The sequence below is a fragment of the Pseudomonas sp. PS02288 genome (assembly GCF_029959715.1).
In the GTDB taxonomy this organism is placed as follows: Bacteria; Pseudomonadota; Gammaproteobacteria; order Pseudomonadales; family Pseudomonadaceae; genus Pseudomonas_O; species Pseudomonas_O kuykendallii.
On the sequence record NZ_JASCPA010000049.1, the window covers coordinates 17385 to 40412 of the forward strand.

The 23028-nt window shown below is 65.7% G+C and carries 25 protein-coding genes; 10 read left to right on the forward strand and 15 right to left on the reverse strand.

Annotation, left to right across the window (positions count from 1 at the left end; translation table 11 throughout):
• From cysB to QMX85_RS17690, 4 genes are all read right to left on the reverse strand, one after another.
• Entirely contained in the window at positions 1-975 is a 975-nt protein-coding gene (gene cysB, locus QMX85_RS17675; protein WP_282343044.1) for an HTH-type transcriptional regulator CysB, read from the reverse strand.
• Between the two features lie 118 nt (positions 976-1093).
• On the reverse strand, positions 1094-1594 hold the full coding sequence (locus QMX85_RS17680; protein WP_090230996.1) for a universal stress protein: 501 nt from the start codon (positions 1592-1594) through the stop codon (positions 1094-1096).
• Positions 1595-1708: 114 nt separating this feature from the next.
• Complete coding sequence (locus QMX85_RS17685; protein WP_282343045.1) at positions 1709-2662, reverse strand: putative 2-dehydropantoate 2-reductase; 954 nt, start codon at positions 2660-2662, stop codon at positions 1709-1711.
• Positions 2662-3045, reverse strand: coding sequence for a thioredoxin family protein (locus QMX85_RS17690; protein ID WP_282343046.1), 384 nt, complete (start codon positions 3043-3045; stop codon positions 2662-2664). The genes QMX85_RS17685 and QMX85_RS17690 overlap by 1 nt, the downstream gene beginning before the upstream one ends.
• On the opposite strand from QMX85_RS17690, the gene QMX85_RS17695 reads away from it, so the two are divergent.
• A complete protein-coding gene (locus QMX85_RS17695) occupies positions 3044-3469 on the forward strand; it encodes a PilZ domain-containing protein (protein ID WP_282343047.1) in 426 nt (141 codons plus the stop codon). The genes QMX85_RS17690 and QMX85_RS17695 overlap by 2 nt on opposite strands.
• 154 nt (positions 3470-3623) lie before the next feature.
• Entirely contained in the window at positions 3624-4700 is a 1077-nt protein-coding gene (locus QMX85_RS17700; RefSeq protein WP_282343048.1) for a 3-deoxy-7-phosphoheptulonate synthase, read from the forward strand.
• Positions 4701-4758: 58 nt separating this feature from the next.
• Here the strand turns inward: QMX85_RS17700 and QMX85_RS17705 are convergent, their stop codons facing one another.
• The gene (locus QMX85_RS17705) at positions 4759-5040 is read right to left on the reverse strand and encodes a GNAT family N-acetyltransferase (protein ID WP_090231001.1); all 282 of its coding nucleotides are present in this window, start codon (positions 5038-5040) and stop codon (positions 4759-4761) included.
• A 536-nt stretch (positions 5041-5576) separates the two neighbouring features.
• On the opposite strand from QMX85_RS17705, the gene QMX85_RS17710 reads away from it, so the two are divergent.
• Entirely contained in the window at positions 5577-5828 is a 252-nt protein-coding gene (locus tag QMX85_RS17710) for an Lpp/OprI family alanine-zipper lipoprotein (RefSeq protein ID WP_090231002.1), read from the forward strand.
• 110 nt (positions 5829-5938) lie between these two features.
• On the opposite strand, the gene QMX85_RS17715 is transcribed toward QMX85_RS17710, so the two are convergent.
• The 3 genes from QMX85_RS17715 to QMX85_RS17725 form a co-directional block, all read right to left on the reverse strand.
• Positions 5939-6895 carry a L,D-transpeptidase family protein gene (locus tag QMX85_RS17715; RefSeq protein WP_282343053.1) on the reverse strand — a complete coding sequence of 319 codons (957 nt, stop codon included), beginning with the start codon at positions 6893-6895 and terminating at the stop codon, positions 5939-5941.
• A gap of 88 nt (positions 6896-6983) precedes the next feature.
• Entirely contained in the window at positions 6984-7265 is a 282-nt protein-coding gene (locus tag QMX85_RS17720) for a hypothetical protein (RefSeq protein ID WP_282343054.1), read from the reverse strand.
• Positions 7266-7332: 67 nt separating this feature from the next.
• Complete coding sequence (locus QMX85_RS17725) at positions 7333-7938, reverse strand: arylesterase (protein WP_282343055.1); 606 nt, start codon at positions 7936-7938, stop codon at positions 7333-7335.
• Between the two features lie 10 nt (positions 7939-7948).
• On the opposite strand from QMX85_RS17725, the gene QMX85_RS17730 reads away from it, so the two are divergent.
• From QMX85_RS17730 to greB, 3 genes are read left to right on the forward strand one after another with little or no spacing between them, the layout of a single operon-like run.
• Complete coding sequence (locus tag QMX85_RS17730) at positions 7949-8632, forward strand: ABC transporter ATP-binding protein (protein WP_282343056.1); 684 nt, start codon at positions 7949-7951, stop codon at positions 8630-8632.
• Positions 8632-11136 carry an ABC transporter permease gene (locus tag QMX85_RS17735; RefSeq protein ID WP_282343059.1) on the forward strand — a complete coding sequence of 835 codons (2505 nt, stop codon included), beginning with the start codon at positions 8632-8634 and terminating at the stop codon, positions 11134-11136. Before QMX85_RS17730 ends, QMX85_RS17735 begins: the two co-directional genes overlap by 1 nt.
• A 40-nt stretch (positions 11137-11176) precedes the next feature.
• Complete coding sequence (greB, locus tag QMX85_RS17740) at positions 11177-11674, forward strand: transcription elongation factor GreB (protein ID WP_282343061.1); 498 nt, start codon at positions 11177-11179, stop codon at positions 11672-11674.
• A gap of 23 nt (positions 11675-11697) precedes the next feature.
• Here greB and QMX85_RS17745 read toward each other — a convergent pair whose 3' ends face one another.
• Positions 11698-12006 (reverse strand): hypothetical protein, encoded by a 309-nt coding sequence (locus tag QMX85_RS17745; protein WP_090231009.1) that lies wholly within the window; start codon positions 12004-12006, stop codon positions 11698-11700.
• Positions 12007-12552: 546 nt separating this feature from the next.
• Between QMX85_RS17745 and QMX85_RS17750 the strand changes: the two genes are divergently transcribed.
• Entirely contained in the window at positions 12553-12855 is a 303-nt protein-coding gene (locus QMX85_RS17750; protein ID WP_282343063.1) for a lipase secretion chaperone, read from the forward strand.
• A gap of 1 nt (position 12856) precedes the next feature.
• Here the strand turns inward: QMX85_RS17750 and QMX85_RS17755 are convergent, their stop codons facing one another.
• The gene (locus tag QMX85_RS17755; protein WP_282343064.1) at positions 12857-14275 is read right to left on the reverse strand and encodes a transglycosylase SLT domain-containing protein; all 1419 of its coding nucleotides are present in this window, start codon (positions 14273-14275) and stop codon (positions 12857-12859) included.
• Between the two features lie 185 nt (positions 14276-14460).
• Here QMX85_RS17755 and QMX85_RS17760 point away from each other — a divergent pair, with 185 nt between their 5' ends.
• The 3 genes from QMX85_RS17760 (at position 14461) to QMX85_RS17770 (ending at position 17366) form a co-directional block, all read left to right on the forward strand.
• A complete protein-coding gene (locus QMX85_RS17760; RefSeq protein WP_282343066.1) occupies positions 14461-15297 on the forward strand; it encodes a TatD family hydrolase in 837 nt (278 codons plus the stop codon).
• Between the two features lie 140 nt (positions 15298-15437).
• Positions 15438-16916: a methyl-accepting chemotaxis protein gene (locus QMX85_RS17765; RefSeq protein WP_282343068.1), complete on the forward strand. Its 1479-nt coding sequence runs from the start codon at positions 15438-15440 to the stop codon at positions 16914-16916.
• Positions 16917-17018: 102 nt separating this feature from the next.
• Complete coding sequence (locus QMX85_RS17770) at positions 17019-17366, forward strand: Mpo1-like protein (RefSeq protein WP_282343070.1); 348 nt, start codon at positions 17019-17021, stop codon at positions 17364-17366.
• A 12-nt stretch (positions 17367-17378) separates the two neighbouring features.
• On the opposite strand, the gene QMX85_RS17775 is transcribed toward QMX85_RS17770, so the two are convergent.
• From QMX85_RS17775 to QMX85_RS17795, 5 genes are all read right to left on the reverse strand, one after another.
• Positions 17379-18176: a thioesterase family protein gene (locus QMX85_RS17775; RefSeq protein ID WP_282343072.1), complete on the reverse strand. Its 798-nt coding sequence runs from the start codon at positions 18174-18176 to the stop codon at positions 17379-17381.
• A gap of 107 nt (positions 18177-18283) precedes the next feature.
• Positions 18284-20293, reverse strand: coding sequence for a DUF3488 and transglutaminase-like domain-containing protein (locus tag QMX85_RS17780; RefSeq protein ID WP_282343074.1), 2010 nt, complete (start codon positions 20291-20293; stop codon positions 18284-18286).
• Entirely contained in the window at positions 20290-21267 is a 978-nt protein-coding gene (locus tag QMX85_RS17785; RefSeq protein WP_282343076.1) for a DUF58 domain-containing protein, read from the reverse strand. The genes QMX85_RS17780 and QMX85_RS17785 overlap by 4 nt, the downstream gene beginning before the upstream one ends.
• Positions 21267-22184, reverse strand: coding sequence for an AAA family ATPase (locus tag QMX85_RS17790; RefSeq protein WP_090231016.1), 918 nt, complete (start codon positions 22182-22184; stop codon positions 21267-21269). Before QMX85_RS17790 ends, QMX85_RS17785 begins: the two co-directional genes overlap by 1 nt.
• 115 nt (positions 22185-22299) lie before the next feature.
• A complete protein-coding gene (locus tag QMX85_RS17795; protein WP_282343078.1) occupies positions 22300-22908 on the reverse strand; it encodes a flavin reductase family protein in 609 nt (202 codons plus the stop codon).
• Between the last annotated feature and the right edge of the window lie 120 nt (positions 22909-23028).

Below are 23028 nucleotides of genomic sequence, written 5' to 3' on the forward strand. Positions count from 1 at the left end.
TCAGTAGACCGGCAGCTCGACGTTCTTGAACAGCTCGTCCATCTCGGCCTTGTTGTGGCACTGCACCGCCTTGGCCAGCACGTCGCGGGTCAGGTGCGGTGCGAACTTCTCGATGAAGTCGCACATGAAGCCACGCAGGAAGGTGCCGCGACGGAAGCCGATCTTGGTCACGCTGGACTCGAACAGGTGGCTGGCGTCCAGCGCAACCAGGTCATCATCGAGTTTCTCGTCGACCGCCATGTGGGCAACGATGCCGACGCCAAGGCCCAGGCGCACGTAGGTCTTGATGACGTCGGCGTCCACCGCGGTGAACACCACTTTGGGCGTCAGCCCGCGGTGGCTGAAGGCCTCGTCGAGCTTGGAACGGCCGGTGAAGCCGAACACGTAGGTCACCAGCGGCTGCTCGGCGAGCCCCTCGAGGGTCAGCTTGGGCAGTTTGGTCAGAGGATGGCCCTTGGGCACGATCACGCAGCGGTTCCAGCGGTAGCACGGCATCATCACCAGGTCGCCGAACAATTCAAGGCCCTCGGTAGCAATGGCGAAATCGGCCGAACCGTCGGCGGCCATTTCCGCGATCTGCAGCGGCGTGCCCTGCTGCATGTGCAGGGTGACGTCCGGGTACTGTTTGATGAAGGCGCTGATCACCGGAGGCAATGCATAGCGCGCCTGGGTGTGGGTGGTGGCGATGGACAGCGTGCCCTTCTTCTCGTTGGAGAATTCCTGGGCGATCTGCTTGATGCTCTCGCACTTGCGCAGGATCTCGCCCGCGGTGGTGATGATCCGCTCGCCCGCCGGTGTCACGCGCGTCAGATGCTTGCCGCTGCGAGCGAAGACTTCAACGCCCAGTTCGTCCTCCAGCAGGCGAATCTGTTTGCTGATCCCCGGCTGGGAGGTGTACAGGCTCTGCGCCGTGGCCGACACGTTCAGATCGTGATGGGCGACTTCCCAGATGTAGCGCAGTTGCTGAAGCTTCATGGCTTTCCCTCAGTGGTTCTTTCGCTGCCCATCGGCAGGTTTTTATAACCATATTATTAGTTGAGGGTGTAAGGCTAGACGATTTTTATAGGCACGCTCACATTTAGTGCGCGCTATTTCAAAAATCCGCCCGCGCACGCGTCTGCAACATCGGCACCAGATAGACCGGCACCTCGGCCAATTGCATCACGCAGGTGGCGGTGCGCCCGAGGGAAGTACCGTTACAGCTGTCCTGGCTGTGCGCACCGAGCACCACTGCATCCACCGCCAGTTCGCGGGCCTGTTCGAGGATGACCTGGGGCGGGTCGCCGCGGATCACCCGCACCGTGCGGATCAGGTCCAGGTTTTCGTAGGCTTCGCCCATTTCGTCGCGGAAGCCTTCCAGTACGCGCTGTTGGATGTTCGACATGACCACATCCAGTCCGTCGGTGCGCAGGCGTTCGAGCGTGTCCTTGTCCAGGTAGGTCTGCAGGACCGACTCCGCGAACAGCCCCATGGGCTCCACCGCGTGCACCACGTAGAGCTCGGCCTTGTAGGCCTGGGCCAGGGAAACCGCATGCTGTAACACGTAAGGCGCGTAAAGACCGAGGTCCGTGGCGTAGAGAATGGTCCGGATCATATGCCCTCCGACTGCGAGCGAATTGGGCCTCGCCACAGCTTAGCAGCGGATATGAAAATGGCATGTCTCGGTCGACCGTCGACAATCCGAACCCATTCTGCTCGCAGAAAGGCGCTAGATGCGCCCCGCGCTCAGAAAGCTCAGCGCCTGATACAGCGCGCGCGTACAGGGCATGTCCTGCCCCTTGGCCTCCGCCGCGGCGAGCGGTGCGGCATAGATGGCCGGCAGCTCCAGCGGGCGGCGGGACAGATGATCGTGGTACATGCTCGGCAGGTAATCGCTCATCCGTTCGGTCATGACCAGCAACTTGTCGGCAAGACCGGGCGGCATCGCATGGCCACAGGCCTCGGCGCCCTGCACCACCTCCAGCATGATCGAGCGAATCAGCGCGCGGCTGTCCGCTTGCCCCATGAGTGCCTCGGTTCCGGCATCGAGCAGCACCGAGAGCCCGTTGTAGGGCACGTTCCACACCAGCTTCTGCCAGCGCGCCTGGTCAAGGTTGGCCATCGCGGTGGATTCGAGCCCCGCCTGGCGGAACATTTCGCAGCCGCTTTCGAGGAGCGCCTGGCGCTCGGCCGCGTCGATCGCCAGCCCCGAGTGATAGCCGAGGTTGACCCCGCCCAGGGCCTGGTGCACCACTTCCCCCGGCGCACGACGGTGGGCGCAGATGTAGCAGAGCCCGCCGATCAGGTGCAGCCCTTCGGGCAACAGCGGGCGCAACGCCTCCTCGACCCCCAGGCCGTTCTGCAACATCACCACCCTGGCATCCGGCGCAGCCGCCTGAGCGATCAGTGGCGCGAGGTCGGCGTTGCTGGTGGTCTTGGCACCCACCAGCAGCCAGTCGCAGGGCGGCATCTGAGCAGCCTCCCGATAGGCCTGCACCGGGTTGAGCAGCAGTTCGCCGTGCACCGCGCTATCCACCCGCAGGCCGCGCTCGCTCACCGCCGCGAACTCGCTGCGCAGCAGGAAATGCACGTCGTAGCCCGCGCGCGCCAGCATCAGGCCGTAGAAGCCGCCGATGGCGCCCGTGCCGATGATGCCGATGCGTGGACGATGGATTTCGCTCATCAGGGAAGCTCCTCTGCGGGACCGGCCAACGCCGCGTCCAGGGCTGAAACAAGGGAAGCGCGCTCGAGTCGCGCTTGCAATGCGCCAAAGAACTGGCCGTCGCGGATCACGAACAACGCCGGCAAGTGGAAAACGCCATAGCGTTCCAGCAGTCCGCCATTGTTGCCAGCGTCCACCCAGCACAGACGCTCGACGGGCAACGCCATGCCGGGCAACTCGCGACGCGCCCAGCGGCAACTGGCACAACCGATGCTTGTGAATACCAGCAGCGAAACGCCCGACAGGTCGAGCAGGCGGTGATCCGCGTCGAAGTCTGTCAACTCGAGCTGGGTTCTTATACTGTCTTCAGCAGCCATCGTCGTGTCATCACAGGAGTCGTCCATGCGCCGGTTCTTACGTCACCCCAGCGACATGCCCATCGAGTTGAAGCTGCGCGACCAGGAGCGCCTGCCGCGACAGCGGCTGAACAATATCAGCCTTGGCGGGGTGGCGTGCAATTGTACGGAGCGCCTGCAGAACGGCACGCCGATCGAACTGCGCATCCCCCTGTTCGGCGACGACGCCACCTGCAACGGCGTGATCGCCTGGTGCGAAAAGGAAGCCACCGGTTATCTGGTGGGCATCACCTTCATCGACGAGGACACCCTGTTCAAGGCGCGGATGGTGCAGCAGGTCTGCCAGATCGAGCGCTATCGGCGCGAGCGCGAGGAACAGCTGGGTACCCAACTGGGCATCGAGGACGTCGCCCAGGAATGGATGAGCGCCCATGCCGAGGAGTTCTCCCGCGACAGCTTCGACCGCCACTGACGCCGGTCCGCGCAGGCGCATCGCCCATTGTCTCGCTCCCGCCTAAGCGGTAAGGTTCCGTTCCCCCGCGCTCGACCCTCGGTGATCCGCCTCGCAGGGGAACGCGAGCGGCTCGAAAGCCGCGCTCCGACGACCCGACCTGATGAAAAGCACGATGGCTGATTTACCGATCGACGATCTTAACGTTGCCTCCAACGAAACCCTGATCACCCCTGATCAACTCAAGCGTGAAATCCCTCTCAGCGAAGCGGCTCAACGTACCGTGGCGCATGGCCGGCAGGTTATCCGCGATATCCTCGACGGTCGCGACCACCGTCTGTTCGTGGTGGTCGGGCCCTGCTCGATCCACGATATCAAGGCCGCTCACGAGTACGCCGAACGCCTGAAGGCGCTTGCAGCGAAGGTATCGGACAGCCTGTATCTGGTCATGCGCGTGTACTTCGAGAAGCCGCGCACCACGGTCGGCTGGAAGGGCCTGATCAACGATCCGTACCTGGATGACTCCTTCAAGATCCAGGACGGCCTGCACATCGGCCGCAAGCTGCTGCTGGACCTGGCGGAGATGGGCCTGCCCACCGCCACCGAAGCCCTCGACCCGATCTCGCCGCAGTACCTGCAGGACCTGATCAGCTGGTCGGCCATCGGCGCCCGCACCACGGAATCCCAGACCCATCGGGAAATGGCTTCCGGCCTGTCCTCCGCGGTCGGATTCAAGAATGGCACCGACGGTGGCCTGACCGTGGCGATCAACGCACTGCAATCGGTTTCCAGCCCGCACCGTTTCCTCGGCATCAACCAGCAGGGCGGCGTCTCCATCGTCACCACCAAGGGCAATTCCTACGGCCACGTGGTGCTGCGCGGCGGCAACGGCAAGCCAAACTACGACTCGGTGAGCGTGGCGATCTGCGAGCAGGAACTGACCAAGGCGAAGATCCGCCCGAACGTGATGGTCGACTGCAGCCACGCCAACTCCAACAAGGACCCGGCGCTGCAGCCGCTGGTAATGGACAACGTCGCCAACCAGATCGTCGAGGGCAACAGCTCCATCGTCGGCCTGATGGTGGAAAGTCACCTGGGCTGGGGCAACCAGTCGATCCCGAAGAACCTGTGCGACCTGAAGTACGGGGTGTCGATCACCGATGCCTGCATCGACTGGGACACCACCGAGAAAACCCTGCTGGGGATGCACGCGAAGCTCAAGGACGTGCTGCCCAAACGCCAGCGCGGCTGAGCCGCCGGGCAATGAAAAACGCCGGGCATTGCCCGGCGTTTTCGTGTCTGGACCCGCTTCACTCCTTGGCTTTGAGCTTCTCCTGACGCTCCATGTAACGCTCAACGTAGGAGCAGGAAGCGATCACCGAATAGCCGATGCGCTCGGCGTAGGCCAGCGCGTGCTCGGTCAATGCCAGGGCGATACCGCGTCCACGCAGGGCGTTGGGGACGAAGGTGCGGTAGATGTCCAGCGTCTGTTTACCCAGGTCCATGTATGCCAGGTAGGCTCGATTACCATCCACGATGATCTCGAACTGATGAGCCGTCTGGTCATGCCGGATGGATAATGCCTCGCTCATTGCTTACTCCTCGGCGGACCTCGTGGGCGGGTCCGAATCTTATTGATCTTATTCTGGCGGAGACTGTGACCGGTCGTTGCCACTTCGACAGGCGTTGTCGCCTCGGCGTTCTGGCTTTTTAACACTCCGATGCCAGACAAGTGAATAGTCGATATGCCCGACGGTCCACTCCACAGTACGCGGGAGGATCACGGCGCCCCTCCGCGGAGTTGTACCGGGGCGTTTTCAGGACAGGAGAGATCGCTCCGTCAGGCTGACGTGCTGGAGAATCCCTGGCTATTGCCTGTTAGACGAATGAAAAGTGTCATCGCCGCATAGTGTCCACGGACTGGGCGGATATGTGAGAAGAACACCAGCTGGTTGCTTTTTATACAAAAAAAGGCGCCAAGAGCATTCTCTGCGCAACTTCTTCAAAAAACCACCTATACCTTGCGTTTGCCGCGTTTACTTGGCCCAAGTTATAGGTAACATATAGCCCGCAAATTTCCTGGTTCGGGAAATTGCTTGAATAGATTGTCCACCTTAAGGGGAACACGATGAACAACGTTCTGAAATTCTCTGCTCTGGCTCTGGCCGCAGTTCTGGCTACCGGTTGCAGCAGCGTCACCAAAGAAACTGAAGCCCGTCTGACCGCCACCGAAGACGCCGCTGCTCGCGCTCAGGCTCGTGCCGACGAAGCCTACCGCAAAGCCGACGACGCCATGGCCGCTGCTCAGAAGGCTCAGCAAACTGCTGACGAAGCCAACGAGCGCGCTCTGCGTATGCTGGAAAAAGCCAGCCGCAAGTAATAGTCTCCGGACTATCGAAGCCGACCTCTGGGTCGGCTTTTTAATGCCTGCGATTCGTCCAATAAAAAAGCCCCGCCGGCAATGCACGGCGGGGCTCTTTGTCAGAGAGATCACTGGGCGACGGGAAGGCTCGCGGCATGCATGACGCTGTCGGCGACTTCGATCGGCAGGCCGTCTTCGGCCGCCACGACCTCGCGAACGATTTCCCAGTCCATCTGCTGGTTGGCGGCGATGTCCTGACGCTGCAGCAGCGTGTTGATCACTGCAGTGTGCTTGTCGACGTGCGACGGGTCACCGTGGTCATCCAGTGGCTGATGGGCTTCGAGATAGATCTTTCCGCCGCTGACGCCGAACTTGTAGGGCTCGTTGATGATGCGCACCGGCGTTCCCACCGGCGCCATCTTCGCCAGTTCCAGCACGTTCTGGTTGAGCATGCGGAAACAACCGTGGCTGACGCGCATGCCGATGCCGAACTTCTTGTTGGAGCCGTGGATCAGGTAACCGGGCAGGCTCAGGCTGAACTTGAACGGACCCAGCGGGTTGTCCGGCCCCGGCGGCACCACCGTCGGCAGCGGGTCACCCTCGGCGACATGTTCGGCGCGGATCGAGGCCGGCGGATACCAGGCCGGATTGGCGGTCTTGGCGGTCACCTTGGTCAAGGTGATCGGCGAACCCCAACCCTCGCGACCGATGCCCAGCGGGTAGGTGTGCACCACGTTCTCGCCTTTCGGGTAGTAGTACATGCGGTACTCGGCGAGGTTGATGACGATGCCCTCGCGCGGACCGGGCGGAAGGATGAAGCGTGTCGGCAGGATGATTTCGGTGCCGGCACCCGGCAGCCACGGGTCGACACCGGGGTTGGCGGCGACCATTTCCAGGTAGCCGAGGTCATTGGCCTCGCCGACGTCGGCGAAGGTGTCCTCGTATTTGGCGGTGACCACCTGAATCTGCCCGACCACGTCTTCACCCGGCGGCGGCAGGGGCAGCTCCAGTGCGGAGGCGGAACCCGCGACACTCAGCGCGGTGGCGAACAATGAGCAGGCGACCGCAGGAACGCGCGACGACATCCGAAAAATCCTTGAGGGGTATGACGGGAAAGAGGCGAAATTGTACACGCAGGCCTCTGCCTCGGGGAGTCCTGGGGGCGGCCCGAACTCAGGCCATCGGCCATTCGGGGCGGCTGCCGCGCCGGTGCTGCTGCAGCATGGCCTTGCAGTGCGCGCACAGGCGCCGGTCATGCAGCGCAGCCCGCTCCATGCTCCGCCAGCGCGGCATGGCCGGCAGCAAACCGCCGCACAGGGTGCGATCGGCATGCCCGCTCAATTCGAGTTGGCGTTCGACGATATGCAGACGTATCTCGCGACAGGCGAACAGGTCGAGCTGCTCGTCCGGCTCGATCAGTTGATAGGCATGCAGAGACCAGGCGGGACGCGGCATCGGGGGCTCCAGAACGGGGCCGCCACCTTAGCCGAAAGGCCCCGCGCGGAAAAGATGGCGCGGCGCGTTAAAGCAGCGGCTCCAGGGTCGGCCACAGGTTGTCGAGCATCCGCGGCTGACCCACCGCCGCCGGATGGATGCCGTCCGCCTGCATCATCCCCGGTACGCCGCCGACGCCTTCGAGGAAGAACGGCACCATCGGCACCTTCTCCTGTTCGGCCAGCGTCGCGAAAACCTGCTCGAAGTTGCGGTTGTAGCGCGCGCCATAGTTCGGCGGCAGGCGCATGCCCAGCAGCAACACCCTCGCGCCGCTGGCCTTCGACTTCTCGATCATGGCGGCAAGATTCTGTTGCAATTGCTGCGGTGGCTGGCCGCGCAGTCCATCGTTGCCGCCAAGCTCGATGATCACCAGCTCCGGCTTGTGTTCGGAGAGCAGCGCGGGAAGCCTGGAAAGCCCGCCGGCACTGGTGTCGCCGCTGATCGAGGCGTTCACCACCTGATGATCCACGCCCTTTTGCTGCAGGCGTTTTTCCATCAGGGCGACCCAGCCCTGGCTGGTATCCAGTCCCAAACCCGCGCTGATACTATCGCCGACGACCAGCAGGGTGCCGGCAGTCGCCCCTTGGGCCCACAGCAGCAAGGCGATGGCGGTACCGAAAAACCACGTACGCATTGGATTCTCCATGAGCGCAAGCATTCTCAAAGCGCAGAACCTTAGCAAAGTGGTCCCCAGCGCGGAAGGCGCGCTGACCATCCTCCACGATCTCTCCCTCGATCTTCAGCCCGGCGACAGCATGGCCATCGTCGGTAGCTCCGGCTCCGGCAAATCGACCCTGCTCGGCCTGCTTGCCGGGCTCGATCTGCCCAGTTCAGGTGAAGTGACGCTGGCCGGCAACCGCCTCAACGACCTCGGCGAAGACCAGCGCGCCCAGGTGCGTGCCGATCACGTCGGGTTCGTCTTCCAGTCGTTCCAATTGCTCGACAGCCTGAGCGCACTGGAGAACGTGATGTTGCCGCTGGAGCTCGACGGACGTCGCGATGCCCGCGAACGCGCCCGCGAGCTGCTCGACCGCGTCGGCCTGGGCCAGCGTCTCACCCACTACCCACGACAGCTTTCCGGCGGCGAGCAGCAGCGCGTGGCGATTGCCCGCGCCTTCGCCGCCGAACCGGATGTGCTGTTCGCCGACGAACCCACCGGCAACCTGGACAGCCACACCGGCGCGCACATCAGCGATCTGCTCTTCACACTGAACCAGGAAAACGGCACCACGCTGGTCCTGGTCACCCATGACGAACGCCTGGCGCAGCGCTGCCGCCGGGCGATCCGCCTGGAGGGCGGCCAACTGGTGGATCGTCGGGAGCCCTGATGAAACGCCTGCCCCTGACCCGCCTGTTCGCCCTGGCCTGGCGCCAGTCGCTACGCGATGCCCGTGCCGGAGAATTGCGCGTGCTGTTCTTCGCCTTGCTGGTCGCCGTGGCGGCGAGCACCGCCATCGGCTACTTCGGCGCCCGCCTGAACGGCGCCATGCTGATGCGCGCCACCGAGTTTCTCGGCGCCGACCTGGTCCTGCGCGGCTCCTCGCAGGCGTCCCCGGAGCAGGTCGAGGCCGGCACCGCGCTCGGCCTGGACCACGCCCAGGCAGTGGAATTCTCCAGCGTGATCGCCACGGACAACGGTATCCAGCTGTCCAGCGTCAAGGCGGTGGACAGTGCCTACCCGCTGCGCGGCGAACTGAAGAGCGCCGCTGAGCCCTACGCAGAGGAACGCGCCGGCGGCGGCCCGAAACCCGGCGAAGCCTGGGTCCAGAGCCAGTTGCTCGCCGCACTCGACCTGAAGATCGGCGACTCCATCGACGTCGGCGAGAAGACTTTGCGCCTGACCCGCGTGCTGACCTACGAGCCGGACAGCAGCGCCGACTTCTACAGCCTGACGCCCCGCATGCTGATGCACATCGACGACCTCGCGGCGACCGGCATCATCCAGCCGGGCAGCCGCGTGCGCTACCGCGAACTCTGGCGCGGCGACAGCCAGGCCCTGGCGCGCTACCGCGATGCGGTGAGCCCGCAACTGCAGCCTAACCAGCGCCTGGAAGATGCCCGCGACGGCAACCGGCAGATCGGCGACGCCCTGGGCCGCGCCGAGCGCTACCTGAACCTCGCCAGCCTGGCATCGGTGCTGCTCGCCGGGGTTGCCGTGGCGCTGTCGGCGGCACGCTTCGCCGCGCGGCGCTTCGACGCCAGCGCGCTGCTGCGCTGCCTCGGCCTTTCGCGGCATGCCGCGCTCGGACTGTATGCGTTGCAGCTGGCGATGCTCGGCCTGCTCGCGTGCAGCATCGGCGCGCTGCTCGGCTGGCTGGCCCAATACGCGCTGTTCCATCTGCTGCGCGGCATGCTGCCGGCCACCCTTCCAGGCGGTGGCGTGTGGCCGGCGCTGGCGGGGATCGCCACCGGCATGGTCGCCCTCGCCGGCTTCGCCCTGCCGCCATTGGCAGCGCTCGGTCGCGTTCCGCCGCTGCGCGTGCTGCGCCGCGACATGCTTCCGGTGGCCCCGAGTTCCTGGTTCATCTACGGCGCCGCCCTGCTCGCCCTTGGCCTGATCATGTGGCGTCTGAGCCTCGACCTGATGCTCACCTTAGCCCTGCTCGGCGGCGGGATCGCCGCGGCGCTGTTGCTCGGCGGCCTGCTATTGCTGGCGATGCGCGGGCTCCGTCGGCTGCTGGCGAAGGCTTCGCTGCCCTGGCGACTGGGTCTTGGCCAACTGCTGCGCTATCCCCTGGCCGCGGCCGGCCAGGCGCTGGCCTTCGGGCTGATCCTGCTGGCGATGTCCTTGATCGCGCTTCTGCGCGGCGAGCTGCTGGACACCTGGCAGAACCAGTTGCCGGCGAACGCGCCGAACCACTTCGCGCTCAACGTGCTGCCCGCCGACAAGGACGCCTTCGCCGCACGCCTCGCCGAGCTGTCGCCGCATCCGGCGCCATTGTTCCCGATCATTCCCGGGCGCCTGCTGACGATCAACGGCGAGCCGGTGCGCGAACTGGTGAGCAAGGACACCCAGGGCGACCGCGCGGTGCGCCGCGATCTCAGCCTGACCTGGGCGCAGGATCTGCCCAGCGACAACACACTCACCGCCGGTACCTGGTGGGACGCGCTACCGACCGGCGGGCTGCCTGGGCTGTCCGTGGAAACCCAGCTCGCCGAAAGCCTCGGCCTGAAACTGGGCGACCGCCTGCGCTTCAACATCGGCGGGCTGGAGCGCGAGGCCCAGGTCACCAGCCTGCGCGACGTGCATTGGGACAACTTCCAGCCGAACTTCTACATGATCTTCCAGCCCGGCACGCTGCAGGATCTGCCGGCCACCTACCTGACCAGCTTCTATCTGCCGCCCGGCAACGACAAGGCACTGGTCGGGCTCGCGCGGCAGTTCCCGGCCGTGACGCTGCTGCAGGTCGAGGCGCTGCTCGCGCAATTGCGCAGCATCCTCGCCCAGGTCACCGCGGCGGTGGAGTTCGTCCTGCTGTTCGTGCTCGCCGCCGGTCTCGCGGTGCTCTTCGCCGGCCTGCAATCGACGCTGGACGAGCGCATCCGCCAGGGCGCGCTGCTGCGCGCGCTGGGCGCCGGTCGGTCGCTGCTGCTGAAGGCTCGCCGCGCGGAGTTCGGCCTGCTGGGCGGCTGCGCGGGCGTGCTCGCCGCGCTCGGCTGCGAACTGGTCAGCGCCCTGCTCTACCGACTGGTGTTCGACCTGCCCTGGCATCCGCATCCGTGGCTGCTGCTGTTGCCGGTGATCGGTGCGTTGCTGGTCGGCGGCGCCGGCGTGATCGGCACCCGTCGCGCACTGAATGCCAGTCCGCTGACCGTTCTGCGCGAGGGTTGAGCTTGCTAGACTCCGCGCCCCAATCCTTGCCGCGAACCCCATGAGCCGCTATCGCCCACCGCGCACCGCTGGAACCCCGCTGATCACCCCCGAAGGCGAGGCACGCCTGCGCGCCGAGCTGCACGAGCTGTGGCACGTGCGTCGGCCGCAGGTCACCCAGTCGGTTAGCGAAGCCGCCGCCCAGGGCGATCGTTCGGAAAACGCCGAGTACACCTACGGCAAGAAGATGCTGCGCGAAATCGACAGCCGCGTGCGCTTCCTGACCAAGCGCCTGGAAAGTCTCAAGGTCGTGGATGCGCGCCCTGCCGATGCCGGCAAGGTGTATTTCGGCGCCTGGGTGACGCTGGAGGACGAGGATGGCGTCGAGTCGCGCTACCGGATCGTCGGCCCGGACGAACTGGACCTGAAGCAGAACCTGATCAGCATCGATTCGCCGCTGGCCCGCGCGCTGGTCGGCAAGGCGCTGGACGCGGAGGTCAGGGTCCATACCCCGACCGGCGAGAAGACCTGGTACATCGTCGCCATCGACTATTCGTGAGAATGCGGCGCCTTGGTTGACCCTCAGCGGCGGGTGATCAGCCCCTGGCGCGCGACGCGGGTCAGTTCATGTATGCAGGCTTCCAGGTTCTTCGCGTCCGGCGCAGGTAGCACGGCGAAATCGAAGCTGTCGCTGGCGAGGTCGGCCAGGGATTCGTCGGCACGTACGAACTGGATGAGGAAATTGCAGGCCTTGTTGCGATCCTTCGGCCAGCCATCGAGGTAGCGCAGCAGTCGCGGCTGGTTGTCGCCGGCGAGGAGGATCTTGGGGTTGCGCGGCAGCAGCCTCGAGGTGATCGGGGCCAGGCGCAGATTGGAAGGAGAAGGAATCACGTCTATTAATCTCTGCCTCAGGGTCCGCTGGGCAGCGGCGAGAGGCATCACCGAACCAGCGCTTTAGCGGTATTTCGAAGCCTTTTGGCTCCCGGCGCCCCGCAAGTAGCTGACTAAATCGGCGCATGGGTGAAATGCTAGAGAACCGCGCTCGCCACTGTCAACTGCCGGGCGACCTGCAGGTCACGCCTGAACCATCGGGCGTTAACCAAAGCGGCGCATACGCGGGTAATGCTGCAACCCTCGCCGCACATGGCGTTCCACCTCGTAACAACCGGTTGTCTGGCGCTCGGCCTGGCCAGCATTTGGCCATGCCGCCAGGGACCGCGTCATAGAGGCATCGGGCCTTAAAACACGCCACGTGGCACGCATCCTGCGATGCCAGGGTGGCAGACGCGCCATGGGGACGCGTCGCGAAATCGGTCGCCATCCATGAAGAAGCACCTCAGCGTCGCTTCGCCGGCGGAGCAACGCCCTTATCGAACGGCGCCAAGGTTTGCGCTTGCTTCCCGCGCGAAACCGACGGCGGCTCGCCGCCTTCTGCCGGTGTTGCTGCTGACTGCGGTGTGCCTGGCCGCCACGCTGCACTCCGCGCCCTTGCAGCAGAACGGCGGCGGCCTGTCGAACGCCGAGCAACGTGCCGAGCTCGAACAGGCCCAGCGCTGGGATCACCGTCTGCAGTCATTCCGCAAATCGAAAGCGCGTATCGAGCTGAACGAGCAACTCGATCAGGGAGAACGCGCGGTGGCGATTCGGCGACTGGCCGAGGCGTCCTTCGCCGCCGACGAGATACGCTGGCTGGAAGCGTCCGAGCAGCTCGCCTTGGCCCGTAACGGCGGTAATCGCTGAGTCAGTTGGCGCTCAGCGCGGTGCGCCGCGGCTCCAGCCGTTCGCGCTCGCGCTGGTAGGCGAGGAAATACTTGTTCACCGCATTCACGTAGCTGACCACACCCATGCCCACCTGCTCGGCGGCCACGCGCTCCACCTGGAAGAACCACTGATTGGGGTTGAGCCCGCGGCGCTTGGCTTCCGCACGCAGCCCCTGGACCCGTTGCGGACCGAGGTTGTAGGCGGCGAGCACGAACGCCATCCGCTCGCGCTCGTCGAGCCTGCCGCTGTTGAAGTACTGGCGGCGCAGCATCGCCAGGTACTTCGCACTCGCCTGCACGTTATTGTCCAGCGACTGCACATTGTCGACCCCCACCGTGCGTGCCGCCGCCGGAGTGATCTGCATCAGCCCCACCGCGCCGCTGGCGCCACGCGCCGCCGGGTTGAGGGTCGATTCCTTGAACGCCAGCGCGGCAAGGTTCAGCCAGTCGAACTCGTGCTGATCGGCGTAGCGCTGCAGCACCGGACGCACCTTCTCCAGGCGCTGCCGCTCGCTGCGCGCCAATGGATCGTGTACCTGGTAGAGCCTGCGGTAGACGCGCTGGAACGTGGCGTCGCCGTTCGCCGGTGCACGGTAGCCCTGCAGGAAGCGATCGACGCTGGCGCGCAGCATGGGCGCATCATGGCTGGCGAACCACGCCACCTGACCCTCGTCGCCCAGCGCGATGTTGCGATCGACGCGCAGCTTCGGCAGCACCTTGGCCCAGCGCTCGGCAATCGGGCGTTCGACCACGGTGAGCGGATAGATGCCGGCCTGGACCATCTCCAGCACGTCCTCCACCGCCAGCGACGGGTCCACCCATTCGATGACGATCGGCTTCTGCTTGCGCCGGGCCAGCTCCTGATTCACCTTGCCCAGCGCCTCGCCGGCCGCGCTGCCGGCGGGCAGAACGACGGTGCGCCCGGCCAGCTGGTCGACCCGTTGGTAACGGCGATTGCCCGCGCGCGCGACCAGCACCAGAGGCACCTTGTCGATGACCGCGGTACTGGCGCTGACACCACGCTCGTTGCGCATCCCCATCAGTTCGCCTGGCACAACCAGATCGCCCTCGCCGCGCTGCAAAGCACCGAACAACTGATCCTTAGCCCGCGGAATCAGCTTAAGGCTGAGCGTCCTGCCATCGCGGGCGTTACGATTGAGGTATTGCTCAAAGGCCCGCAGGCGGTTGTACTCCACGCCGATGGACTCACCGGCGACTTCGCCGGAGGTGTTGCGGCTCTGGTTCACCAGCACGCGCAGCACGCCGCTGCGGCGTATATCGGCGAGATCGCGCACGTCGCTCTGCGGCTGCCAGTTCTCGGCCTGGCCCGCCAGGCGCGCTGCGGCAGGCAGCGGAGCCAGGGCCAGAAGGCCGAGAAGAAGGAGCAACGCTCGCGTCATCGGATCTCCCGGCCGAAAACGCCCGCATGCAGGGCCTCCAGCCGTCCAGGAATGAGAGACTGTCGGCGACCGTGGCCGCCCACTTGATCAGCGAGAGTCTCACAGGCCGTGCAAAGGCGCCAGTCCAACAAGACAAAGCACATCAAGTAATATTCCTATAATTATGTTTTTATTGAAGATATTAGATGAGTAAAGATCCTGATACGCGGCCCCACGAGCTGATCGACATCGGCGTCAACCTGACCCACCCGAGTTTCGCGAATGACTGTGAAGCCGTGCTGGATCGCGCCTACGAGGCCGGTGTCAGCCAGTTGGTACTGACCGGCACCAGCGTCGAGGAGAGCGAAAAAGCGCTGCTGCTGTGCGAGGCGCTGGACCCGGATGCCGTTCGCCTGTTCGCCACCGCCGGCGTGCACCCGCACGACGCCAGCCAGTGGTCCGCCGACAGCGCGAGCCAGCTGCGCGTGCTGCTCGGCGATCCGCGCGTGCGCGCCGTCGGCGAATGCGGGCTGGACTTCAACCGCGACTTCTCCCCGCGGCCGCAGCAGGAAAAGGCGCTGGAGGAGCAGCTGTCCCTCGCGGTGGAACTGAACCTGCCGGTGTTCCTGCACGAACGCGACGCCAGCCTGCGCCTGCTGGAAATCCTCCGCGACTATCGCGATCGTCTGCCCGCCGCGGTGGTGCATTGCTTCACCGGCGAGAAACGCGCGCTGTTCGGTTACCTCGACCTGGATCTGCACATCGGCATCACCGGCTGGATCTGCGACGAACGCCGCGGCCTGCACCTGCAACCGCTGGTGCGCGAAGTGCCCCGCGGCCGCCTGATGCTGGAAAGCGACGCGCCCTACCTGCTGCCACGCAGCCTGCGGCCCAAGCCCAAGGGCAACCGAAACGAGCCAGGCTATCTCGGCGAAGTGCTCGGCGTTGTGGCGGGCCACCGCGAGGAGTCGCCAGCGCTCCTGGCGGAGCACAGCAGCGCCTGCGCGCGAGAGTTTTTCCGCCTTCCGCTGCCGCCGAGATAAATCGGTCGCTATCCTCAAGCCTGAGGTTTAGCCGCCGTTAACCTGTCATGACGGCTTGACCATCGTCAGCAGCCAACGAGCCATTGCTGGCACAATACTGGCACTGCCAATCGATCAGTTTTGAATAGAAGAAGAACGCCATGGGTGTCTGGATTCGCGACCTTTCTCTGAAGTACAAATTCTGGGCGCTCAATGCAGTGTCGTTCCTCACCACCTTGCTCGTGGTGCTCTACGCGATGCACCTGGAACAGGGTGGTCGCAGCGTCGATGCGCAGCGCCATGCCCAGGAGCAGGCTCGGATCGTCGCCAGCTGGCCGGCGCAGCAGCCCCTTCCCACCTCTTCCAGCCTGCTGAGCTTCAGCAAGGACTCGCCGCCCCGCCTGGAGAACAACCTCGGTGCCGAACTGACCCGCGCCAGCGGTTGGATCGAGTTGCCGCACGATTCGCTGCTCGGCGACCAGCCGTTGATCGGCGCCCAGGTGATCGACCTGAATGGCGCGCGCGTCGCGCTGCTGGCGCGGGCGCCGAGCCTGCTGGATATCTTCATCGAACGCGCTCCGGCCTATGCCATTGCCGTGGCCGTGCTGATGCTGCTGTTGCTGGCCGCCTCGCAACTGCTCATCCGTTTCCTGCTCAGCCACCTGAACATGCTCAAGGACGTGATGCTGCACGTGGAAAGCAGCGGCGATCTGTCCGCCCGCGTGCCGCTCGAAGGCAAGGACGAGGTCGGCCGCATGGCCAGTGCCTTCAATGCCATGCAGGCGGGTTACCAGCGTGTGGTAAGCACCGTCGCCCAGGCCGCTTCGCGCCTCGACGAGGGCGCCGGCAGCCTCGCCACCAGCATGAGCGAGGTGCGCCAGGGCATGCTCGGCCAGCAGAGCGAGACCGACCAGGCAGCCACCGCGATCAACGAGATGTCCGCCACCGTTCACCACATCGCCCAGCACACCGCTGACACCCGCGATCAGTCGCGTTCGGCCGACCAGTTGGCCGGCGCCGGGCAGAATGTTGTAGGCCGGGTCAAACAGTCGATTTCCGGACTTTCCACCGGCGTACAGCAGACCGCCGAGATGATTCAGCAACTGGCGGCCGACAGTCAGAAGATCAGCAGCGTGGTCAGCGTGATCCACGGCATCGCCGAACAGACCAACCTGCTCGCCCTCAACGCCGCCATCGAGGCCGCACGCGCCGGCGAAATGGGTCGCGGATTCGCCGTGGTCGCCGACGAAGTGCGCAACCTGGCCAAGCGCGTCCAGGACTCCACCGACGAGATCACCAACATGATCGGCGCGCTGCAGTCCGGAACCCGCGACGCCGTGGAATTCATGCAGGAAAGCTCGCTGAAGGCCGATGACTGCGTGAAGCTGGCCAACGATGCGGGCGAGGCGCTGGAAGCCATCACCCAGGCCGTTGCGCAGATGCGGGACAGCAATACCCAGATCGCCGTCGCCGCCGAGCAGCAGAGCCAGGTCGCCGAGGAAATGACCCGTTCGGTGGTGGGCATCCGCGACGTCACCGAACAGACCGTGCAGCAGACCGTCTCCTCCGCCGCCACCAGCAGCGAGATCGCCTCGCTGGCCGGCGAGCTGAGCCGTGCGATCCGTCAATTGAAGCTCTGAGTCTTTCCGCGTGACTGCCTATGGCCTCCATAGGCAGTCCTCATTCGCCGCCCGGCATCGCTGCACCCTAGACTTCAGGCATCTCTTCAAGGAATGCCGATCATGGGCCTACGCCTGCACTACCCGTCCCGTTCGACGCCGGACTACGCCGCCACTCACCGTCACCCGACCAACCTGCTGCTGCACCTGATCGCCGTGCCGCTGTTCATCGTCGCCAGCCTGCTGTTGCTCATCGGGTTGCTGGGCGCGAGCCTGTTGCCGGTGGTGCTGGGGGTGATCGGGCTTGTCGCCGCGCTGGCGCTGCAGCGCCAGGGGCACAAACGGGAGGAATACGCGGTGGACGCCCATCAGGAATGCCTGCAGGAGGTACTGCTGGAGCAGTTCGTGACCTTTCCGCGCTTCGTCCTGAGCGGCGGCTGGTGGCGTGCCTGGAAGCGTCGCCGACCCTGAACGCGCGACGCCTCAGCCAAACACCGTGACGGTTTGCCGGCTCAACGCGACCAGTTCGCCAGTGGGTGTCCACAATGCAGCGGCGACATGGCCGTAGCCGTCTCGGGCATGTTCGATTTCGGCGCGGTACAGGCACCAGTCGTGGGTGGTCAGCGGCGGTATCGGCTGGACGAATTCGATGGTCCAGGTCAGCGAGCTGCCCGGCACCGGGCTGCTCAGGTGGGAAAGCGGCGCGGGCGGCCAGGCGTCGACGAGCGCCAGCAGATGCGCCTCGTTCACCGGCAACTCATCGACCTCACCGCGCAAACGCACCCAGCCGCCCATTTCCCGAGACGGGTTGTTACTGAATGGAAAGCCGCCGAGTCCCCAGCGCATCGACAGGTGACGGCCGAATTCCGGCGTGATCCCCTTGATGTAGGGCAGCTCCGGGCACTCCTCGACCGGTTTCATGGCCGGAGCCGGCAATGCCGGAACGTTCACCGCGGACTCGCGGGACGCTCCAAAGCTGCCCTGTACCAGGGTCACTACCTGGCCATCCTGAACGGCGCGACCGAGCACCTGGCTCACTGCCTTGCCCTCACGCAGCACCTCCGCCTCGAAGCGCACCGGCTTCTCGCAGATCAAAGGGCCAACGAAGGTGATCGCCAGCGATCTCGACGGCCTGCCTTCCGGCACTTTCGCCCGCATCGCCTCGTAGACCAGCGCCGCCGCCAGCCCGCCAAAGCCGGCGCGGCCCTGACCCCACTCCTTGGGAACCTGGATGTTGTTCGGGTCCATGCGTACAGCCTGGATCAGTTCGAACAGGGTCATGCTCACCTCATCATTGTGCACTGCGACCTGGAAAGGGATGCATCTTAGGGGATGGATGCCGGCGCCAGACAAGGCTGTTACGCCAATTGCGCTGGCTGATCGGCGCTTCAGCGGGTGCTGCGGGTGAACCGCCAGGGCAGGCGCCGACGCAAACCGGTGAGTGCCTGACGCAGTTCGCCGACGGCACCGGGGCTGCCGGCATAACGCTGTGCCTCGTAGACGCGAAGGAACCCGCGGATGCTTTCGGCCTGTTGCGGCAGCGCCGTGGCGGCACGCTCGGCGAATGCCCGCGGCCCCTCGCCCCGCGCCCGGCGCAGGCCGTGGCGCGCCAGCAGACGCTCGAAGCCCAGAAACACCCGCTGCTGCGGATCGCGTTCGCGACGCCAGGGTTTCAACAGCCCGAGCGCCACCCCCGACAGAATCAGCCCACCGCCACCGACCAGGGCAATCAGCAGCAGACGTGTATCGAAGGCGCCGAACCACCGCTGCAACAGATTGGCCTGTTCCTCGCCCTGATAGGCCAGCACCCAGCGTTGCCAACCGTAGTTCAGGTTGTCCCAGGACAGGCGCAACTGGTTCATCCAGCCGATGGAGCGGTAGCGCAGCGCGGAGAACGGCGAGCCTTGCAGGAAGCTGCGCTCTGCGGCCACCGCCTCCTCCAGGCCCTGTTCGATACGTGTCGGGGCGACCTGGAACGTGGGGTCGACGCTCACCCAGCCGCGTTCGGGAAGCCAGTACTCGACCCAGGCGTGGGCGTCGAACTGGTGGACCGAGATGTAGTTGCCGGCCGGATTCACCTCGCCCCCCTGGTAGCCGGCCACCACGCGCGCCGGAATGCCGGCCGCGCGCAGGACGAAGGTCATGGCGCCCGCGTAGTGCGCGCAGAAACCGCGGCGGGTATCGAAGAGGAACGCATCGATGCCATCCACCCCGGTCGGCGGCGGTTTCAGCGTGTAGACGTAGGGTTCCCGATTGAAATGCTGCAGCAGCGCCTGCACCAATGCCTGCGGGTCGGCATAGCGGCGCTTGAGGTCGGCGGCCCAGGCACGAGCGCGCGGTTCGCCCTGCTCGGGCAGCTGCAATGCACGGCGCCGAAGGAGGGGCGAATCCTCGGGTTCGCGCACGGCATCCGGCCATGAGGTCACCTGATAGAACAGCGACTTGTCCACCGGACGATATCGCTCCAGGCGGAAATCGCTCATCAGCCGGGTGCGCTCCAGGCTGGTCTCGCCGGTATCCAGGGCGAACAGCCAGGGCCTGGAGCTGGGCTGCATGATGACGTTGTAGCGCAGCGCCTCGCCGCGCTTCTGCCACTGCGGCTCGATCGGGTACTGCGCCACCGACGACTGCGACCAGCGTCGGCCATCGAAACGCTCCAGTGTCAGCGCCCGCCAGTAGAGCTGCGAGCGGGGCGGCATCGGACCGTCGAAACTGGCCCGGAAGGCCAGTTCGCCGGACTGGCTGAGCTCGGCGATATCGCCGGGCTCGATGTTGTCGGAAAGCCCGGTCACCGCGCCGCCCGCCGGTTGCGGCAACGACCACAACGGGCCGAGCCGGGGGAAGAAGACGAACAGCAGCAGCATCAGCGGCAACGCCTGCGCGAGCATCCCGCCGGCCAGGCGCAGGGTCGGCCAGGGCCGCTCGGCGAACGCGCTTTGCTGCAGGCCGATCAGCGAGGCCAGCAAGGCGCTCACCGAAAGCAGCGTGAACAGCGCGAGGAGCATGCTGTCGTCGAACAGGTAACCGGTGACCACCACGAAGAAGCCGAGGAACACCAGCACCAGGGCGTCGCGTCGGCTGCGCGTCTCCACCAGCTTGAGGACGAACGCCGAGATCAGCAGCACGCTGCCGGCATCCAGGCCGATCAGGCTGCCGCGGGAAAACCATACCCCGGCCGCGGCGCCGGCCATCAGCACGACCTTGGCCAGCGCATTCGGATAGCCCGCGCGCATGCGGTAAATCTGGATGCGCCAGAGCGCGCAGACCAGCCACAGGGCGATGGTCCAGGCAGGCAGATGGAACAGGTGCGGCACCATCACCAGCGCCTGGGCGATCAGCAGCCAGGTCAATGCCACCCGCGGGATGGGCTGCGCGACGCCGGAACGGCGGGTGCTCACGGTCGGTTCCCCGGGCGCTGCTCGTTTGCGTACAGCGCCAGTGCGCGCAGGCACGCCTCGCGATGGGTCTCGCCGCTGTCCGGCCCGAGCTGGACGCCGGGAAGATGCAGCGCGAACGCCTGGCCTTCGTTGCAGAACTGCAGCACCCAGTGACAGAGCAGCGACAACCTGGACTCGAGGTCGCCTTCCAGCGCATCCAGGTCCAGGTGCAGGTCGCGACCGCTGAGCGCGGCGAATTCCTTGACCAGCAGGCCATGCCCGCGCGAGTAGGCCTTCCAGTGCAGGCGCTGCTTCGAGTCGCCCGGCTGGTAGGTCTTGAGGCCCTGGTAATCGTCCGCGCCCTGGCCCAACTGATGGCTCCCGGACTCCTCGCCGTCGTCTCCCCTGCCGGCTGCCAACGGCAGGTCACCGGGCAGCGGCCGCGGATAGACCAGCAGCGCCTGATCCAGATCGACCCATGACCAGGCGACCAGGATGCCCAGCGGGAAGCGGCTTTCCACCTTTAGCCGACCGGGACGCAACCAGCCGCGATGCAGCGCCGGCTGGCTCAATTCGCACTCGCCAAGGCCCAGCGCAGGCACATCGAGGCTCTGCAGCTCTGCCGGCGGCCAGCCGATGGCGATCGCCTGGTGCGCCCGCCCGCTGCTTTCCAGCAGGACCTTGAAGCGCGCCTGCTCGCCGACGAACACCGCGCCGCCGCCCCCGGCCTTGAGCACCAGCCCGGCCAAGTTGCGGTAGGTATGCAGGATGGCGACGATGCCCACGGAGGCCAGCAGGAAGGTCAGCCCGTAGGCCAGGCTGTTCTGGTAGTTGATGCCGGCAAGCAGCATCAGCAGCAGGGATACGCCGAACGCCGCGCCGACCCGGCTGGGCACGATGAAGATGCGCCGCTGATCCAGGCGCACCCGCTGGGCCGCCGGGATACGTTTGGCCAGCCAGCGATCCCAACGTGGACGCCGCAGGGTATCGGCCATCAGACCGCCGCCACCTCGGTCAGCAGCCAGCGCACCAGCGCGCCGCCACCGTGTCCGCTGGGATCGGCGCGCTCGCGCAGGCGGTGGCCGACCACCGCCGGCAGGACGGCTTGCACGTCCTCGGGAATCACGTACTCGCGGTCGGCGAGGAACGCCCAGGCACGGGCGGCGGCGAGCAGGGCCAGGCTCGCGCGCGGCGACAGCCCCCAGGCGAACTGCGGCTGGCTGCGCGTGGCCTCGACCAACCTCAGCACATAGTCGACCAGCGCATCGCTGGCGCGGACCTGCGGCACCAGCTCCTGCAGCTTCGCCAGCTCGGCATGGTCGAAGACCGGCTCCAGGCGCGGCAGCAGATCGCGCCGCGCCTCGCCGAGCAACAGGGCCTTCTCGGCGCCCTTGGCCGGGTAGCCCAGCGACAGGCGCATCAGGAAGCGATCGAGCTGCGATTCGGGCAACGCGAAGGTGCCGCCCTGGGTCACCGGGTTCTGCGTGGCGATGACGAAGAAAGGGTCCGGCAATGGCCGGGTAGCGCCTTCAATAGTCACCTGGCCCTCCTCCATCGCCTCGAGCAGCGCGCTCTGGCTCTTCGGCGTGGCGCGGTTGATTTCGTCGGCGAGCACCAGCTCGGCGAAGATCGGTCCGGGATGGAAAGCGAACTGCCCGCTGTCCTTGTCGAACACCGAAGTGCCGAGGATATCCCCGGGCAGCAGGTCGGACGTGAACTGGATACGCTGGAAACTCAGGCCCAGAGCCTTCGCCAGAGCATGGCTGAGGGTGGTCTTGCCCATTCCCGGCAGGTCTTCGATCAGCAAATGGCCGCGTGCCAGCAGGCAGGTCATCGCCAGGCGGACCTGATGTTCCTTGCCCAGCAGGACACCGTTGACCATCTGCAGGCAGGCATCGAGTTTGGTGCGCATGCGGCTCTCCTCCGGGATGAAAGGCCGATGCTACTGGCCCGTTCCCGCCCGGCAAAGCCTTTGTAACCTTTACTGACGAAAAACCGGCGTCATAAAAGTCGGCGTGCGTGAGGCGTCAGTTCGGCCGCGTCAGGTCGAAACGCTCGCGGGTGTAACTGTAGGACTTGCCGCCCAGGCGTCCGACGATATCCAGCTTGCCGGCATCGATCCGGCCCTGTTCGTCGAGCACGCTCTGATCAATGTGCGCGTAGAGTATTTCGGCGAACACCAGGGTGCAGTTCGGCTCGTGCGCCGGATAAGGCAACAGTTGCGCCACCCGGCACTCGAAGGCCACCGGCGCACCCTTCACGCGCCGCGGTGCGACCCGCACCGAGGCCTCGCTGGCGATGCCGCAGTGCTCGAACTCGCTAGTGCCGCGTGGCAGGGTCGCGGAGCTGGCGTTCATCGCCTCGACCTGATCGGCGCAAACCAGCTGGATCACCAGCTCGCCGGTTTCCTGCAGGTTCAGCATGCTGTCCTTGAGGCTGCCATCGCCGCGCGTGGAGATGTTCACCATCAGGATCGGCGGGGTATCGCTGATCACCTGGAAGAAGCTGAACGGCGCCAGGTTGGCGACACCGTCGGCGGACAGCGTGGAGACCCAGGCGATCGGCCGCGGCGTCACGGTGTTGGCCATCCAGCGATACGCTTCGAGCGACGTCAGGGCGGAGAAATCGATCTGCATCGGGGAACCACTTGGTAGGAGGATCGCCACCGGCGCCACGGGCGTGGGGCCCGCGGGGGGGGGCGCGGCCCGGGGGGGGTTAGCGCCGGTAGAAGGGCCGGTTGGCGACCCTGTTAACGC

Bases quoted from the DNA above. Each gene is read 5' to 3' on its own strand.
- cysB (WP_282343044.1), bottom strand. From the start codon at position 975: ATGAAGCTTCAGCAACTGCGCTACATCTGGGAAGTCGCCCATCACGAT.
- QMX85_RS17680 (WP_090230996.1), bottom strand. From the start codon at position 1,594: ATGATCCGGACCATTCTCTACGCCACGGACCTCGGTCTTTACGCGCCT.
- QMX85_RS17685 (WP_282343045.1), bottom strand. From the start codon at position 2,662: ATGAGCGAAATCCATCGTCCACGCATCGGCATCATCGGCACGGGCGCC.
- QMX85_RS17695 (WP_282343047.1), top strand. From the start codon at position 3,044: ATGCGCCGGTTCTTACGTCACCCCAGCGACATGCCCATCGAGTTGAAG.
- QMX85_RS17690 (WP_282343046.1), bottom strand. From the start codon at position 3,045: ATGGACGACTCCTGTGATGACACGACGATGGCTGCTGAAGACAGTATA.
- QMX85_RS17700 (WP_282343048.1), top strand. From the start codon at position 3,624: ATGGCTGATTTACCGATCGACGATCTTAACGTTGCCTCCAACGAAACC.
- QMX85_RS17705 (WP_090231001.1), bottom strand. From the start codon at position 5,040: ATGAGCGAGGCATTATCCATCCGGCATGACCAGACGGCTCATCAGTTC.
- QMX85_RS17710 (WP_090231002.1), top strand. From the start codon at position 5,577: ATGAACAACGTTCTGAAATTCTCTGCTCTGGCTCTGGCCGCAGTTCTG.
- QMX85_RS17715 (WP_282343053.1), bottom strand. From the start codon at position 6,895: ATGTCGTCGCGCGTTCCTGCGGTCGCCTGCTCATTGTTCGCCACCGCG.
- QMX85_RS17720 (WP_282343054.1), bottom strand. From the start codon at position 7,265: ATGCCGCGTCCCGCCTGGTCTCTGCATGCCTATCAACTGATCGAGCCG.
- QMX85_RS17725 (WP_282343055.1), bottom strand. From the start codon at position 7,938: ATGCGTACGTGGTTTTTCGGTACCGCCATCGCCTTGCTGCTGTGGGCC.
- QMX85_RS17730 (WP_282343056.1), top strand. From the start codon at position 7,949: ATGAGCGCAAGCATTCTCAAAGCGCAGAACCTTAGCAAAGTGGTCCCC.
- QMX85_RS17735 (WP_282343059.1), top strand. From the start codon at position 8,632: ATGAAACGCCTGCCCCTGACCCGCCTGTTCGCCCTGGCCTGGCGCCAG.
- greB (WP_282343061.1), top strand. From the start codon at position 11,177: ATGAGCCGCTATCGCCCACCGCGCACCGCTGGAACCCCGCTGATCACC.
- QMX85_RS17755 (WP_282343064.1), bottom strand. From the start codon at position 14,275: ATGACGCGAGCGTTGCTCCTTCTTCTCGGCCTTCTGGCCCTGGCTCCG.
- QMX85_RS17760 (WP_282343066.1), top strand. From the start codon at position 14,461: ATGAGTAAAGATCCTGATACGCGGCCCCACGAGCTGATCGACATCGGC.
- QMX85_RS17765 (WP_282343068.1), top strand. From the start codon at position 15,438: ATGGGTGTCTGGATTCGCGACCTTTCTCTGAAGTACAAATTCTGGGCG.
- QMX85_RS17770 (WP_282343070.1), top strand. From the start codon at position 17,019: ATGGGCCTACGCCTGCACTACCCGTCCCGTTCGACGCCGGACTACGCC.
- QMX85_RS17775 (WP_282343072.1), bottom strand. From the start codon at position 18,176: ATGACCCTGTTCGAACTGATCCAGGCTGTACGCATGGACCCGAACAAC.
- QMX85_RS17785 (WP_282343076.1), bottom strand. From the start codon at position 21,267: ATGGCCGATACCCTGCGGCGTCCACGTTGGGATCGCTGGCTGGCCAAA.
- QMX85_RS17790 (WP_090231016.1), bottom strand. From the start codon at position 22,184: ATGCGCACCAAACTCGATGCCTGCCTGCAGATGGTCAACGGTGTCCTG.
- QMX85_RS17795 (WP_282343078.1), bottom strand. From the start codon at position 22,908: ATGCAGATCGATTTCTCCGCCCTGACGTCGCTCGAAGCGTATCGCTGG.